Source organism: Pseudomonas fragi (assembly GCF_002269505.1).
In the GTDB taxonomy this organism is placed as follows: domain Bacteria; phylum Pseudomonadota; class Gammaproteobacteria; order Pseudomonadales; family Pseudomonadaceae; genus Aquipseudomonas; species Aquipseudomonas fragi_D.
In genome coordinates this window covers 467,714-482,675 of record NZ_NQKQ01000001.1, presented here as the reverse complement: position 1 = coordinate 482,675, position 14,962 = coordinate 467,714, and the positions used below count along the sequence as shown (strand labels likewise).

Genomic DNA, 14,962 nt, shown 5'->3' with positions numbered 1-14,962 from the left:
GAAGCCAATGCCAGCAGGTGGCTGGCATTGCGCTAGGAAATCAGGCTCCCCGACGTACCGCTGTCGGCTTGGCCCTTGAACCCGAAAGTTCAAGGTGGAAGTTGCAGTAGACCTTAAGGCTTTCCGTCTAGCGGACATGCACACCGGCCCAACGTGCAAGCTCCAGGGTAGTGCGAATCGGCTCAGGGACATCGCTAACTGGCGAATACTCCAGGGAGTGGCGCGAGTATACCCCAAAGTAACGTTTTGAATCAGCTTTGACGTTCGTTCGGATCAGTGGCCAGTACCAGATCTACCCGATCCAGCAGGTCACGCACCTGTTCGCGGGTGGCACTGCTGGTCTGAACTTCGGTGACCTCCTGCTTGTGCAGCAGATCATGGGTGATATTCAACGCCGCCATCACGGCGATACGGTCGGCACCAATGACTTTGCCGCTGCTGCGAATTTCGCGCATCTTGCCGTCCAGGTAACGGGCGGCGCTCACCAGGTTGGATCGTTCTTCCTGGGGGCACATGATCGAATACTCTTTATCGAGGATGTGCACGGTGACGCTACTGCTTGAACTCATGAGTCTTGCTCCAGGGCTTTGAGGCGCGAAATCATCGATTCCACCTTGTTCCGGGCGATTTCGTTTTTTTCAATGAGGTGCGCGCGTTCCTCGCGCCAAGTCTTTTCCTGAGCAATTAAGAGTGCGTTTTGACGGTTAAGTTGCTCGACTCGGCTAATCAGCAACTCGAGTCTAGCCATCAGTGCATGCAGGTCGGTGTCTTCCATTGTGTCCTACTGTGTATTTTCTGATGGGCGGTGACTGTCAAACGAGTTGACGCCTCGATGGTCTGGCACGGCTGCCGATGCTAGGATACAAGCCCTCCATTCTAGACATAGCGCCGCTTGGCGCCTAGCTGACCATGCCTATTCAGAATTCCCCGTATCAAGCCTTTGTAACCCTGTTGACCGCCAACGGCCACTCCGTTTCGCCTGCCGAACTGCATGGCCACTTGCTGGGCCGCAGCTGTGCCGGCGCCGGTTTCGATGCCGACGGCTGGTTGGCTGAAGCCGCCGAACTGCTGGCAGGCGAGCCACAAGACAACGTACGCAATGCCTTGATCGGATTGCAAGAGATGGTCAAGGGCGAACTGACCAGCGACGACATGACCGTCGTGCTGTTGCTGCCGACCGATGACGCGCCATTGACCGAACGCGCTGCAGCCCTGGGCCAGTGGTGCCAAGGCTTCCTGTCCGGTTTCGGCCTGACCCGCCGCGCCTACTCGTTGAGCGATGAAGCCAACGAAGTACTGCGCGACCTGGCGGCCATCGCTCAGGTGCAGGATGCCCTGGAAGAGTCCGAAGACGGCGAAAGCGACTACATGGAAGTGATGGAATACCTGCGCGTTGCGCCGCTGTTGCTGTTCACTGAAACCAAAAAAACCGCTGAACCTGCTGCAGCCAAGCCTTCGCTGCACTGATTGACTGTCGAGAGGGAAACCGTCTGCCCATGATTCATATCCCGAAATCGGAATACGCACGTCGCCGCAAGGCACTCATGGCGCAGATGGAGCCCAACAGTATTGCGATCCTGCCCGCTGCGGCGGTGGCCATTCGCAATCGCGATGTCGAACATGTTTATCGTCAAGACAGCAATTTCCAGTACCTGAGCGGCTTTCCCGAGCCTGCAGCCGTGATCGTCCTGATTCCGGGCCGGGTACATGGCGAGTACGTGCTGTTTTGCCGCGAGCGCAATGCCGAGCGTGAGTTGTGGGACGGCTTGCGGGCGGGGCAGGAGGGCGCGATCCGCGACTTTGGCGCTGACGACGCGTTCCCGATCACCGACATTGACGACATCCTGCCGGGCCTGATCGAAGGCCGCAGCCGGGTGTATTCGGCGATGGGCGGCAATCCCGAATTCGACCGCAACCTGATGGACTGGATCAACGCAATCCGCTCCAAGGCAAGCCTCGGCGCCCAGCCGCCCAACGAATTCGTTGCTCTGGATCATCTGCTGCATGACATGCGCCTGTATAAATCGGCGGCAGAGCTCAAGGTTATGCGCCACGCGGCGCAAATCTCGGCTCGCGCCCATGTGCGTGCGATGCAGGCCAGCCGCGCCGGTTTGCATGAGTACAGCCTGGAGGCCGAGCTGGATTACGAATTTCGTAAAAGTGGGGCAAAAATGCCAGCTTATGGCTCGATCGTCGCCTCTGGCGATAACAGCTGCATCTTGCATTACCAGGAGAATGACGCACTGCTTAAAAGCGGCGACCTGGTGTTGATCGATGCCGGCTGCGAGATCGACTGCTACGCCAGCGATATCAGCCGCACCTTCCCGGTCAATGGCCGTTTTTCGCCGGAACAGAAAGCGATTTACGAGTTGGTGCTGGCAGCGCAGGAAGCGGCATTTATCGAGATCGGCCCCGATAAACACTGGAACCAGGCCCATGAGGCCACGGTTCGGGTGATTACCGCGGGGCTGGTAGAGTTGGGGCTGTTACAGGGCGACGTTGACGAATTGATCGCCAGTGAAGCCTACAAACCGTTTTATATGCACCGCGCTGGCCACTGGCTGGGGCTCGATGTGCATGACGTGGGTGAATACAAGGTCGAGGGTGAGTGGCGCGTGCTGGAAGCGGGCATGACCCTGACCGTCGAGCCGGGTATCTATATCAGCCCGAATAACCTGAATGTCGCGAAAAAATGGCGTGGCATCGGTGTGCGGATCGAGGACGACGTAGTGGTCACCAAACACGGCTGTGAAATCCTGACCGGCGACGTGCCTAAAACCGTCGCCGAGATCGAAGCCTTGATGGCAGGCGCGGCATGAGTCGCGTCAATCTGGCCATTATCGGTGGCGGTCTGGTAGGCGCGAGCCTGGCGCTGGCGTTGCAGGCCGGGGCCAAGGCCCGTGGCTGGAAGATCGTGCTGATCGAGCCTTTCGCTCCTGGCAATACCTATCAGCCAAGCTACGATGCCCGCTCTTCGGCGCTCAGCTTTGGGGCCCGGCTCATTTATGAGCGTCTGGGCCTGTGGCAGTCGATTGTCGAACGCGGCGAGCCGATCAAGACTATTCATGTGTCCGATCGCGGGCGCTTTTCGACGGCGCGCTTGTCGGCCAGTGAAGAGGGCGTTCCGGCGCTGGGGTATGTGGTCGAAAACGCCTGGCTGGGCCAGTGCCTGTGGAAAGGCCTGGACCCGGACGTGATCAGTTGGCGTTGCCCGGCTGAAGTTATCCACATGCAACCGCTGGAAGATGGCTATCGCCTGACCCTCAACGACGAAACCACGCTGGACTGCGACCTTGCCGTCCTGGCCGATGGTGGCCGTTCGGGCTTGCGTGAGAAACTGGGCATCCATGTGCGTCAGCAGCCGTACAACCAGAGCGCGCTGATAGCCAATATCACCCCGAGCCAGCCCCACGCCGGCATGGCCTTCGAGCGGTTTACCGAAGAAGGCCCGATGGCATTGCTGCCATTGCCCGACAACCGCTGCGCGCTGGTGTGGACGCGTCTGGGGATGGATGCGCAGCGTCTGGCGGCCCTGGACGAGCGCAGCTTTCTCAGCGAGTTGCAGGGCGTGTTCGGCTATCGTCTGGGCACTCTCAAGCAAGTGGGCGCGCGGCATCTTTACCCGCTGACCCTGATTGAAGCGCAAGAGCAGGTGCGCCCGCACCTGGCGGTTCTGGGCAATGCCGCCCACAGCCTGCACCCGATTGCAGGGCAGGGCTTCAACCTGTCCCTGCGTGATGCCCAGGCGTTGGCCGACGCCTTGCTGGCCAGTGACAAAAACCCTGGTGATTTCGCGACCCTGTTGAGTTATCAACAGGCGCAAAAACTCGACCAGCAACTGACCATCGGGTTCTCGGACAAAGTGACGCGGGTGTTTGGCAGTGAGCAACCGCTGGTTTCGTTTGGTCGAAACCTGGGCTTGCTCGGCCTTGATCTGCTGCCCCCGGCCAAGCGCTGGTTTGCCCGCCAGGCGATGGGCCTGGGCACCCGCGCAGACAGTTGATGACGAGCGGGGCGAACACGCCCCGTGTCGATCCATTTTTTCAGGTGCGGCGTATGCCGCTAGCGAGACAGGCTTAAAGCATGGAAATGCGCGCAGATCTGCTGATTGTTGGGGCCGGAATGGTCGGAAGTGCGCTGGCGCTTGCGCTCAAGGACAGCGGGCTGAAAATCCTGCTGCTCGACGGTGGCCCGCTGAGCGTCAAGCCCTTTGCCGGCGAAGCGCCCTTCGAGCCCCGGGTCAGTGCCCTGTCCGCGGCCAGCCAACGCATTTTGCAGCGTCTGGGCGCCTGGGACGGCATCACCCGACGCCGCGCCAGCCCGTATTCGCATATGCACGTGTGGGATGGCAGCGGTACTGGCCAGATCCACTTCTCGGCAGCCAGCGTACATGCTGACGTGCTGGGCCATATCGTCGAGAACCGAGTGGTTCAGGACGCTCTGCTGGAGTGCCTGCAGGGCAGTTCTATCGAAATGCTGGCCAATGCGCGCATGGAACAGATGCGCCGCTCCGGCGACGACTGGCTGCTGACCCTGGCCGACGGCCGCACCTTGCGGGCGCCACTGGTAATTGCTGCCGATGGTGCCAACTCGGCGGTGCGCCGCCTGACCGGCTGTGAGACCCGCGAGTGGGATTACCAGCATCACGCCATCGTCACCAGCGTACGTTGCTCACAAGCGCATCAGCAGACGGCCTGGCAGCGTTTTACCGACCACGGCCCGCTGGCGTTTTTGCCATTGCAGCGTGACGGTCAGCAGGACTGGTGCTCGATTGTCTGGTCGACCACCCCTGAACAAGCCCACTACCTGATGACCCTGGACGACGCAGCGTTCTGCCGCGAGCTGGAGCTGGCTTTTGAAGGCCGTCTGGGCAGCGTGTTGAGTGCCGACCCACGGGTATGCGTGCCACTGCGTCAGCGGCATGCCAAACGTTATGTGGCCGAAGGCCTGGCGTTGATCGGTGACGCGGCGCACACCATTCACCCGCTGGCCGGGCAGGGCGTGAACCTGGGCTTCCTGGACGCGGCGGTGCTGGCGCACGTGCTGCTGCACGCGGTTGACCGCGGCGAGCGTTTGGCTGATGTGCGTGTGCTGAGCCGGTTCGAACGTCGGCGCATGCCGCATAACCTGGCGCTGATGGCAGCGATGGAGGGCTTTGAACGCTTGTTCCAGGCCGACTCGCTGACTGCCCGCTTACTGCGTAATACCGGTCTGAAATGGGTGAATAAAATGCCCGAAGCTAAAGCCCTGTTTGTGCGCCAGGCACTGGGCCTGAGTGGCGACCTGCCGCCGCTGGCCAGGCCGTAACATCTGGTAACTCCTCCGGGGCGAGTTAGGTTGAGATGGGAAATGTGATTCACTACCATTTACGCCCGATTCGCATCAAGAGAGACCGCCCTCCATGTTGGCACCCAAGCGTCTACTGACTGCCCTGGCCCTTACCGTGTTTGCGAGCAGCGTTTCTGCCGCCGATGAAGTGGTGGTTTACTCTTCGCGTATCGACGAGCTGATCAAACCGGTATTTGACGCGTACACCGCCAAAACCGGGGTCAAGATCAAGTTCATCACCGACAAGGAAGCGCCGCTGATGCAGCGCATCAAGGCAGAAGGCCAGAACGCCACCGCCGACCTGTTGCTGACCGTGGACGCCGGTAACCTGTGGCAAGCCGAGCAAATGGGCATCCTGCAGCCGTTCACTTCCGAGGTGATCGACAAGAACATCCCGCCGCAATATCGCTCCTCCAGCCATGAATGGACGGGGCTGAGCCTGCGTGCACGAACCATCGCCTATTCGACCGACCGGGTTAAACCTGAAGAACTGTCTACCTACGAAGCGTTGGCCGACAAGAACTGGGAAGGCCGCCTGTGCCTGCGGACCGCCAAGAAGGTCTACAACCAGTCGCTGACCGCCACCATGATCGAAGTGAACGGCCCGGAAAAAACCGAAGAAATCCTCAAGGGCTGGGTCAACAACCTGTCCACCGATGTGTTCTCGGATGACATCGCCGTGCTTGAAGCCATCAACGCCGGGCAGTGCGACGTGGGTATCGTTAACACCTACTACTACGGCCGCCTGCACAAGCAGAAGCCGGATCTGGCGGTGAAGCTGTTCTGGCCCAACCAGGCGGACCGCGGCGTTCACGTCAACCTCTCGGGCATTGGCCTGACCAAGTACGCGCCGCACCCTGAAGCAGCCAAGGCTCTGGTGGAGTGGATGACCACCCCTGAAGCGCAGTCGATTTTTGCAGGCGTGAACCAGGAGTTTCCGGCCAATCCAAGCGTTGCGCCATCGGCTGAAGTCGCCAGCTGGGGCAGCTTCAAGGCCGATGCCATGCCGGTTGAAGTGGCAGGCAAGCGCCAGGCTGAAGCGATCCGCATGATGGATCGTGCTGGCTGGAACTGATCCAAGCTTAAAACAACCCCTCACCCCAGATTTTGCCTTTAGTCCCCTCTCCCTCCGGGAGAGGGCTAGGGTGAGGGGCGCTTTGCACTCTACAATCCCTCGCTGTACCCACCCTCCGAGAGTTTTTCGTGGCCCATCCTGCCCAACGTCGCTGGTACCCGCTGGTTTTTGTCATTGCTGCCCTGGTGCTGCTGCCGCTGAGCGTGCTGCTGCTGTCCTGGCAAAGCATTGATACCCAGATCTGGAGCCACTTGTGGGACACGCAGATGCCGCGTCTGCTGGGCAATACCCTGACCCTGATCGCAGGTGTGGGGGTGGGCGTGACGCTGCTGGGTGTGAGCCTGGCCTGGTTGACCAGCCTGTGTGAGTTCCCCGGCAGACGCTGGCTGGACTGGGCGCTGATGCTGCCGTTTGCGATTCCCGCCTATGTGCTGGCATTCGTGTTCGTCGGTTTGCTGGATTTCGCCGGGCCCATCCAGACCCTGCTGCGTGAATGGTTTGGCATGGGCTTGCGGTTGCCACGAGTGCGCTCCACGGGGGGCGTGATCATCGTGCTGATCCTGGTGTTCTACCCCTACGTCTACTTGCTTGCGCGCACGGCCTTTCTGGCTCAGGGCAAAGGCCTGATGGAAGCGGCGCGGGTGCTGGGGCAAAGCCCGTGGCAGGCATTCTGGCGTGTCGCGTTGCCAATGGCGCGCCCGGCAATTGGCGCAGGTGTGGCGCTGGCATTGATGGAAACCCTGGCCGATTTTGGCGCCGTATCGGTGTTCAACTTCGACACCTTCACCACCGCCATCTACAAAACCTGGTACGGCTTTTTCAGCCTGTCGACGGCGGCGCAACTGGCCAGTCTGCTGTTGCTGGTGGTCATGGTGGTGCTCTATGGCGAACGCCGCGCACGGGGCGCCAGCCGGGCCGGCAACGAGCGGCCACGAGTCAGCGCTCTGTATCACCTGCGCGGGCCCAAGGCGTGGCTGGCCAGTGGCTGGTGCCTGCTGGTATTTGCCTGCGCGTTCGTGATTCCGATGCTGCAACTGGTGGTGTGGTTCTGGCAGCGCGGGCGCTTTGACCTGGATGAGCGTTACACCGGCCTGATCCTGCACACGTTGTATCTGGGCGCGATGGCAGCCCTGATTACCGTCAGCGTGGCGCTGGTGCTGGCCTTTGCCCGACGGCAGGCACCCACCCCGGCCATCCGTGCCGGGGTCAGCCTGGCGAATCTTGGCTATGCCTTGCCGGGCTCGGTGCTGGCGGTGTCGATCATGCTGGCGTTCAGTTATCTGGACCGCGAACTGGTTATTCCGGTCTCGGGCTGGTTGGGTGGCGCGGGCAAGCCCTTGTTGCTGGGCAGCCTGTCGGCCCTGCTGCTGGCCTATCTGGTGCGGTTTATTGCCGTGGCCTATGGCCCGCTGGAAAACAGCCTGGCGCGTATTCGCCCCTCATTGCCTGAAGCAGCCCGCAGTTTGGGCGTCAGTGGCCCGCGACTGTTTTTCAAAGTGTATCTGCCGTTGCTGCTGCCGGGCACCTTGAGCGCCGCGCTGCTGGTGTTTGTTGATGTGCTCAAAGAGATGCCGGCAACTTTGCTGATGCGCCCGTTTGGCTGGGATACGCTGGCCGTGCGCATCTTCGAGATGACCAGCGAGGGTGAATGGGCGCGGGCTTCGTTGCCTGCCCTGACCCTGGTAATGGTTGGTTTGTTACCGGTCATCGGGTTGATTCGACGCTCGGCCCAGCGAATCGGTTAGGTGCCAGTCCTCCTGCATGCGGCTACAATGCGCGGCATTCGGTGCGGTCTGTCTGTCAGGCCAGGTTTTTGTGTGATGCAATAAAGCCACTTTTTTCGGCTTAAAACTTCCCGCACGCCTGTCCGCACCTTCGCCAAGCCCGGAAGGAGAAACCCATGGGACAGCGTACGCCTCTGTATGACCTGCATCTCGCCCTAGGCGCGAAGATGGTCGATTTTGGCGGTTGGGATATGCCCTTGCATTACGGTTCACAGGTTGAGGAACACCATGAGGTGCGCCGCGACTGTGGGGTTTTTGATGTCTCGCATATGACCGTGATCGACATCACCGGGCTTCAGGCCAAGCAGTGGTTACAGCATTTGCTGGCCAATGATGTCGAACGACTGAACACCCCCGGCCGCGCCTTGTACAGCGCCATGCTCAACGAGCAGGGCGGCGTGGTCGACGACATGATCGTTTACCTGATGCCCGGCGGTTATCGGCTTATCGTCAACGCCGCCACCCGCGATCAGGATCTGGCCTGGATGCAAACTCAGCTGCAGGGCTATGACGCGCAACTGCAGGAGCGTCCGGAGCTGGCGTTGCTGGCCATTCAGGGGCCACAGGCGCGACATAAAGTTGCCGAGCTGGTGAGCCAGGCCCGTGCCCAACTGATCCAGCAGCTCAAGCCCTTTGAAGGGCAGAGTTGTGGCGACTGGTTTATTGCCCGCACCGGCTACACCGGCGAAGACGGTCTTGAAATCGTCCTCCCTGCCGATCAGGCCCCGGGTTTTTTCAACGATCTGGTCGGTGCCGGTATTTCACCGATCGGCCTGGGCGCCCGTGACACCCTGCGTCTGGAAGCCGGCATGAACCTCTATGGGCAGGATATCCACCTGTCTGTTTCCCCCCTTTGCGCCAATATGGCCTGGACCATTGCCTGGGAGCCTGCTTCGCGCAAGTTCGTGGGGCGCGAAGCGCTGGAGGCCGAAAAGGCCGGTGGCGTGCAGCTCAAACTGGTGGGTTTGGTGCTTGAAGAACGTGGTGTTTTGCGCGCCCATCAGGTGGTTCGCATCGCCAATGTTGGCGAAGGAGAGATCACCAGTGGTAGTTTCTCTCCCACGCTAAGCAAATCGATCGCTCTGGCGCGAGTTCCGATGGCAACGGCTGACCGTGCCGAGGTCGAGATTCGTGGCAAGTGGTACCCGGTTCGCGTAGTCAAACCGACTTTTGTTCGTCTTGGCAAAGCCTTGATCTAACGTTTACTGGCGGGCGTGCACAGAGTGCATGCCGCTGACATTTATTCTTGAGGACACTGAATATGAGCCTGATCCCTGCCGAGTTGCGCTTTGCTGAAAGTCACGAGTGGGCCCGCCTGGAAGCGGATGGCACGGTTACCGTAGGCATCAGCGATCACGCTCAGGAAGCCTTGGGGGATGTGGTGTTTGTTGAGCTGGCTGAAGTCGGCAAAGTATTCGCCGCAGGCGATACAGCGGGTGTTGTGGAGTCGGTAAAAGCAGCTTCCGACATCTACTCGCCGGTGTCGGGCGAAGTGATTGCCGTCAACGAAGCCCTGGCTGACAGCCCGGAGTCGCTGAACAGCGACCCGTACGCCAGCTGGATCTTCAAGCTCAAGCCAGTCAACACTGCCGAACTGGAAAAACTGCTGGACGCTGCCGCCTACAAGGCTGCCATCGGCGAGTAACCTGGCTACAAAAAATCTTAACTGTGGGAGCGAGCCTGCTCGCGAACAAGCTTCGCGAGCAGGCTCGCTCCCACAGGGTGATTAGGCGTTTCGCAGAACTGCTTTCACCGCTGCCACCGAACGCTCCACATCGGCCTTGGTCATCGCCGTAAACATCGGCAACGACACGATCAGGCGCCCGACACGTTCTGCCACAGGGAACATCCCTTCCTTAAAGCCCAACGCACGGTACAGGCTCAGCAAGTGAATCGGCGGGTAGTGGTAGCCAATACCTACACCCAGCGCCTGCATTTCCTTCATAAAGGTCGCCCGTGCCGGTTGACCGTCCTTGCGCTCAGGCAGCACAAGCTGGAACAGATGCCAGTTGGTGTTGTTGAAGTCCGCCACCGGCAGTTGCGCGCCGTATTCAGCCTCGAAATCTGCCCCGAAACATTCGAAGTAATGCTTGGCCAGCGCTCGGCGATGGGCGGTGATGGTTTCGATATGGGCAAACTGACCCAGACCAATCGCAGCCGCAATGTCGGTCATATTGAACTTGCCACCCAGCACATCCACGTCCAGGCCGTCGAAACCGGTACGGGTAACGCCTTGCAGGCGGTATTTCTCGGCCAGCCGCGCTTCTTCTTCATTGTTCAGTACCAGGCAACCCCCTTCGGATGAGGTGATGTTCTTGTTGGCCTGAAAACTGAACGAGACAAAATCGCCGCGTGCGCCAATACGCTCGCCTTGCCAGCTGGAACCCAGGGCTTGAGCCGCATCTTCAACCACGCGCAGGTTATGCTTTTTGGCAATCGCGTAGAGCGCGTCCATGTCCACCGGCAAGCCCGACAGGTACACCGGAATGATGGCCTTGGTGCGTGGGGTAATGGCTGCTTCGAGCTTGTTCAGATCGATATTGCGGGTTACCGGGTCGATATCGGCAAAAACTGGCGTGGCACCGACTTCGATAATCACGTTGGCAGTGGCGACCCACGAAATTGGCGTGGTGATAACTTCATCGCCAGCACCGATACCGGCGATGCGCAGAGCGATTTCCATGGTGCACGTGCCGGAGTTGAAGGTGCGCACCGGGCGCCCGCCAAAGTACTCGGACAGTTGTGCTTCGAATGCCTGGACCTTGGGCCCGCTGGTGATCCAGCCCGAGCGCAACACGTCGCCCACGGCAGCAATGGTGGCTTCATCAATGGTGGGTTTGGAAAACGGCAGGAAAGGCAGCGAGCTCATAGAGGCATGACGTCCGATGTGAGTGAATTTGAGTGACCATGGAGCAACAGCATAGCGCTCAAGATCATACTCGCAGGATTGCTCACATCTGGTGAAAATTCTGTATGGCGGCTGAATCAAAAGGGCAGGCTCAGCACCTGTAGTCGCTGCCGCAGGCTGCGAAGGGGTTTGCAGGGGGCGCCTCGCGCCTTCGCAGCCTGCGGCAGCGACTACAGGTTTGGTGTGTTACTCCGCTGTAGCGTTTTTAACCAGAATCGCGTTGGCCAGCTCCATGTCGCTGACTTTCAGGTTCGGGTTATCGGCGCGTACTTGCTGCATGGCCGACTCCAGGTACGGGCCACGAATCGAGCCGTTGCTGGCCACGAAGCTGCCCGCGTCATCCTGTGCAGCGATGACCTTGCGGTCTTTTTTGAAGGTCAGGTAGGTCGACCCGGTAGTGGCACCGGATGACAGCACATTGCGCCAGAAGCTGTCGGCCATTGCAGAGCCAACAGGAAGGGACAGCAAGGCAATAGCGGCTACAGCATATTTGAGACGCATGACGGTTACTCCGAATAGGTTTGCTAAGGCTTTGGATTGTACTTGGCACCCCGGAGTTCCGTAACGTTACGGCACAATTTCTACGCTCAGCACCGTCCCGTTCTGCTCTGTCACGCGCACGGTGGTGCCCACGGCAGCGTTCGGCCCTACGGCCATCCACACGCTGTCACCGACCTTGATTTTGCCCCGCCCTTCGACAATTGCCTGTTGCACGATAAACGTGCGGCCAATCAGTTCGTGGCCGCGACGGTTGAGGTTTGGCTGGTCGCCACTGTCGATATTGCTGCGCTGGCGCTTCCACCAGAACACCGCTGTAAGAATCGCCAGCACCCCAAACAGCGGTAGTTGCAGGGTCCAGGAGAGTGCGGGGAACAGGAAGGTCAATGCGGCAACGATGATGCCGGCAATACCTGTCCACAGCAGGTAGCCACCGGCACCGAGCACCTCAAGAATCAGCAGTACCGTGCCCAGTGCCAGCCAGTCCCAGTAGTTCAGGTGTTGCAGGAACTCCCACATGTATCAGGCCTTTTTACTGTCAAAAGTGGCTTTGACGATTTCGCCGATGCCGCCAACAGCGCCGATTACCTGACTGGCCTCCAGCGGCATGAGGATGACTTTGCTGTTGTTGGCAGAAGCCAGCTTGCCCAGCGCATCGATATATTTTTGCGCAACAAAATAATTGATCGCCTGCACGTTGCCTGAGGCAATGGCCTCTGACACCACTTGTGTGGCCCGGGCTTCGGCTTCGGCCTGGCGTTCACGGGCTTCAGATTCGAGGAACGCTGCCTGGCGACCGCCTTCGGCTTCGAGGATCTGCGCCTGTTTTTTGCCTTCGGCCGTCAGGATTGCTGCGGCCCTTAGCCCTTCAGCCTCAAGAATTTGCGCACGCTTGATACGTTCGGCTTTCATTTGCCCAGACATGGCGGCCATCAGGTCGGCCGGCGGGCTGATGTCCTTGATCTCGATACGGGTGATCTTGATGCCCCATGGCGCTGTTGCTTCATCGACTGTGCGCAGCAGTTTTTCGTTGATGCCATCACGCTGGCTGAGCATGGCATCGAGCTCCATGGAGCCCAGCACGGTACGGATGTTGGTTTGCAGCAGGTTGCGAATGGCATGCTCGAGGTTGTTGACCTCATAGGCGGCTTGCGCCGTGTTGACCACCTGGAAGAAACACACGGCATCGATTTGTACCGTGGCGTTATCGGCGGTAATCACTTCTTGCGGCGGGATATCCAGCACGCTTTCCATGACGTTGATCTTGCGTCCGATGCGGTCCATCACCGGGATGATGATGTTCAGGCCCGGTTTGAGGGTATTGGTGTACCGCCCGAAGCGCTCCACCGTCCATTGATAACCTTGCGGCACCACCTTGAAGCCCATAAAGAGCACGGCAATGGCCAAGGCGACGAATAACAGGATCACAGTGCCCACTTGCATGATCATTCCTTGTTTTTGAGGTGTAAGAAACAAACGAACGTGAAGTGCAGGGATCAAGAAAATTGTCCAATTCCCTGAATTTTAGTCAAAACAATTCAAACATGCGGGGTAACTCGCAGTGCTTCTTGCAGTGAGGTCACCCCGGCTGCGACTTTTTCGGCCGCGGCGAGTCTGAGGGTGAGCATTCCTTGTGCGCATGCCTGGCGGCGAATGGCGTAGAGATCGGTCTCGGGGCCAATCAGACCTCTGAGTTTTTCGCTCATTGCCATGACTTCGTAAACCCCGACCCGTCCGTTGTAACCGGTTTCGCGGCACTGTGCACAGCCAACGGCCCGGCAGACAGTATCGGGTGCTGCCCCGGCCCAGCTCGGGGCAAAATCCTGCCATTCGTCGGGGCTCGGAGCCTGTTCGGTCTTGCAGTCCGGGCATAAGGTTCTGACCAGCCGCTGGGCCATGACACCCAGCAACGTGGCTTTTATCAGATAGGGGGCTACCCCGAGTTCTTGCAGGCGGCTGATGGCGCCGGGAGCGTCGTTGGTATGCAGTGTCGAGAGCACCAGATGCCCGGTCAGCGCAGCCTGAATGGCGACTTCTGCGGTCTCCAGGTCACGTATCTCACCGAGCATGATGATGTCCGGGTCCTGGCGCAGCAGTGCCCGCACACCGTTGGCGAAAGTCAGGTCAATGTTGACTTGAACCTGCATTTGGTTGAACGCCGGCTCAATCATTTCGATCGGGTCTTCAAGGGTGCACAGGTTGATTTCGGGGGTGGCCAGTTGCTTGAGCGTTGCATACAGGGTGCTGGTTTTGCCCGAGCCGGTGGGGCCGGTGATCAAAATAATGCCGTTGGGCCGGGTGGTCATTTGCTGCCAGCGTTGCAAGTCGTTCGGGGTGAAGCCCAACTGGTCGAAATTTTTGAGCAGTACCTGTGGGTCAAAAATACGCATCACCATTTTTTCGCCAAAGGCGGTGGGGAGGGTGGCGAGCCTCAGTTCCACTTCGGCCCCCTGAGGCAGGCGGGTTTTTATCCGGCCGTCCTGGGGTTTGCGTTTTTCGGCGACATTCATCCGGGCCAGGCTCTTGAGGCGACTGACAACGGCCATCGTTACCTGTGGCGGGAACTGGTAAACATCATGCAGCACCCCGTCGATGCGCAAACGCACGCAACCCTGCTCACGACGGGGCTCCAGGTGGATATCGCTGGCGCGTTGTTCAAAGGCGTACTGAAACAACCAGTCGACGATATTGACGATGTACGCATCGTTGGCATCCGGTTCCCGGTCGCCTGCGCCCAAGGTCAGCAGCTGTTCGAAATTGGCCAGGGGACTGGCTTTCTGATCGTTGAGTGCAGCCCCTGTGACCGATTTGGCCAGCTGGAAAAACTCCATAGTCAGGCGCTGGATTTCCAGAGGGTTGGCAATGACACGCTTGATCGGTCGCTTGAGCGACTGGCGCAAGTCGGCCTCCCAGCTGCTGACCCAGGGCTGGGTGCTGGCGATAGTGATGGCTGAAGCATCGGACGCCACCGCGATGATTCCATGCCGCTGGGCAAAGGCAAAGGACATTGCCCCGGTCACTGTGGCGACATCGACCTTGAGTGGGTCAAGGCGCAGGTAGGGTTGCCCGGCTTGGTTGGCGAGCCAGGCAGTGAGGGTTTCAAGATCGAGAGTCTTGTGGCCCCGGTCGGGATCGCAGAATTGTTGCCGCGCAAGAAATACCAAGGGGTGCAGGGCGGTGTTGGACGCTTCGCGACTGCGCCGCAGTGCCTGCTCGGCGCAGCGTTGCTGGATACGATTTTGCGCCAGCAGCGTGGATAGCAGATTGTCGAGGTCCAGCCAGCGGTCATGGGACGGGGGGATGTGCATAACGGCTCCTTGAGGCATCGGCGCAGACAGATCCTTGTCTGGCCATAAACCTTGAAAGCCT

General features: G+C 59.6%; 15 protein-coding genes and 1 other RNA gene. 8 read left to right on the top strand and 8 right to left on the bottom strand.

The window, feature by feature from the left end; translation table 11 throughout:
• Positions 1 to 42: 42 nt before the first annotated feature.
• The 3 genes from ssrS to CJU81_RS02110 all read right to left on the bottom strand — a co-directional run bounded on the left by ssrS (position 43) and on the right by CJU81_RS02110 (position 775).
• Positions 43 to 220, bottom strand: a non-coding RNA gene (ssrS, locus tag CJU81_RS02120) — 6S RNA.
• A 31-nt stretch (positions 221 to 251) separates the two neighbouring features.
• Positions 252 to 569: a cell division protein ZapA gene (locus CJU81_RS02115; RefSeq protein WP_095035313.1), complete on the bottom strand. Its 318-nt coding sequence runs from the start codon at positions 567 to 569 to the stop codon at positions 252 to 254.
• The gene (locus CJU81_RS02110) at positions 566 to 775 is read right to left on the bottom strand and encodes a TIGR02449 family protein (protein WP_095035312.1); all 210 of its coding nucleotides are present in this window, start codon (positions 773 to 775) and stop codon (positions 566 to 568) included. Before CJU81_RS02110 ends, CJU81_RS02115 begins: the two co-directional genes overlap by 4 nt.
• Positions 776 to 909: 134 nt before the next feature.
• Between CJU81_RS02110 and CJU81_RS02105 the strand changes: the two genes are divergently transcribed.
• From CJU81_RS02105 to gcvH, 8 genes are all read left to right on the top strand, one after another.
• The gene (locus tag CJU81_RS02105) at positions 910 to 1,467 is read left to right on the top strand and encodes a YecA/YgfB family protein (protein ID WP_095035311.1); all 558 of its coding nucleotides are present in this window, start codon (positions 910 to 912) and stop codon (positions 1,465 to 1,467) included.
• Positions 1,468 to 1,496: 29 nt separating this feature from the next.
• Complete coding sequence (gene pepP, locus CJU81_RS02100) at positions 1,497 to 2,819, top strand: Xaa-Pro aminopeptidase (RefSeq protein ID WP_095035310.1); 1,323 nt, start codon at positions 1,497 to 1,499, stop codon at positions 2,817 to 2,819.
• On the top strand, positions 2,816 to 4,003 hold the full coding sequence (gene ubiH, locus CJU81_RS02095; protein WP_095035309.1) for a 2-octaprenyl-6-methoxyphenyl hydroxylase: 1,188 nt from the start codon (positions 2,816 to 2,818) through the stop codon (positions 4,001 to 4,003). Before pepP ends, ubiH begins: the two co-directional genes overlap by 4 nt.
• Before the next feature lie 86 nt (positions 4,004 to 4,089).
• Positions 4,090 to 5,307, top strand: coding sequence for a 2-octaprenyl-3-methyl-6-methoxy-1,4-benzoquinol hydroxylase (locus CJU81_RS02090; protein WP_176464784.1), 1,218 nt, complete (start codon positions 4,090 to 4,092; stop codon positions 5,305 to 5,307).
• 94 nt (positions 5,308 to 5,401) lie between these two features.
• The gene (locus CJU81_RS02085) at positions 5,402 to 6,403 is read left to right on the top strand and encodes an extracellular solute-binding protein (protein WP_016783039.1); all 1,002 of its coding nucleotides are present in this window, start codon (positions 5,402 to 5,404) and stop codon (positions 6,401 to 6,403) included.
• A gap of 128 nt (positions 6,404 to 6,531) precedes the next feature.
• Positions 6,532 to 8,148, top strand: a complete 1,617-nt coding sequence (locus tag CJU81_RS02080; protein ID WP_095035307.1) for an ABC transporter permease — start codon at positions 6,532 to 6,534, stop codon at positions 8,146 to 8,148.
• A 155-nt stretch (positions 8,149 to 8,303) separates the two neighbouring features.
• A complete protein-coding gene (gene gcvT / locus CJU81_RS02075; protein WP_095035306.1) occupies positions 8,304 to 9,386 on the top strand; it encodes a glycine cleavage system aminomethyltransferase GcvT in 1,083 nt (360 codons plus the stop codon).
• A 62-nt stretch (positions 9,387 to 9,448) separates the two neighbouring features.
• Positions 9,449 to 9,832, top strand: coding sequence for a glycine cleavage system protein GcvH (gene gcvH, locus CJU81_RS02070; RefSeq protein WP_095035305.1), 384 nt, complete (start codon positions 9,449 to 9,451; stop codon positions 9,830 to 9,832).
• 81 nt (positions 9,833 to 9,913) lie between these two features.
• Here gcvH and CJU81_RS02065 read toward each other — a convergent pair whose 3' ends face one another.
• The 5 genes from CJU81_RS02065 to CJU81_RS02045 form a co-directional block, all read right to left on the bottom strand.
• Complete coding sequence (locus tag CJU81_RS02065; RefSeq protein WP_095035304.1) at positions 9,914 to 11,056, bottom strand: DegT/DnrJ/EryC1/StrS family aminotransferase; 1,143 nt, start codon at positions 11,054 to 11,056, stop codon at positions 9,914 to 9,916.
• A 225-nt stretch (positions 11,057 to 11,281) separates the two neighbouring features.
• Positions 11,282 to 11,596 (bottom strand): DUF2388 domain-containing protein, encoded by a 315-nt coding sequence (locus CJU81_RS02060; RefSeq protein WP_095027893.1) that lies wholly within the window; start codon positions 11,594 to 11,596, stop codon positions 11,282 to 11,284.
• A gap of 66 nt (positions 11,597 to 11,662) precedes the next feature.
• A complete protein-coding gene (locus CJU81_RS02055; RefSeq protein WP_095035303.1) occupies positions 11,663 to 12,112 on the bottom strand; it encodes an NfeD family protein in 450 nt (149 codons plus the stop codon).
• A gap of 3 nt (positions 12,113 to 12,115) precedes the next feature.
• Positions 12,116 to 13,036: an SPFH domain-containing protein gene (locus tag CJU81_RS02050; RefSeq protein WP_086799378.1), complete on the bottom strand. Its 921-nt coding sequence runs from the start codon at positions 13,034 to 13,036 to the stop codon at positions 12,116 to 12,118.
• 95 nt (positions 13,037 to 13,131) lie between these two features.
• The gene (locus tag CJU81_RS02045; RefSeq protein ID WP_095035302.1) at positions 13,132 to 14,901 is read right to left on the bottom strand and encodes a GspE/PulE family protein; all 1,770 of its coding nucleotides are present in this window, start codon (positions 14,899 to 14,901) and stop codon (positions 13,132 to 13,134) included.
• Between the last annotated feature and the right edge of the window lie 61 nt (positions 14,902 to 14,962).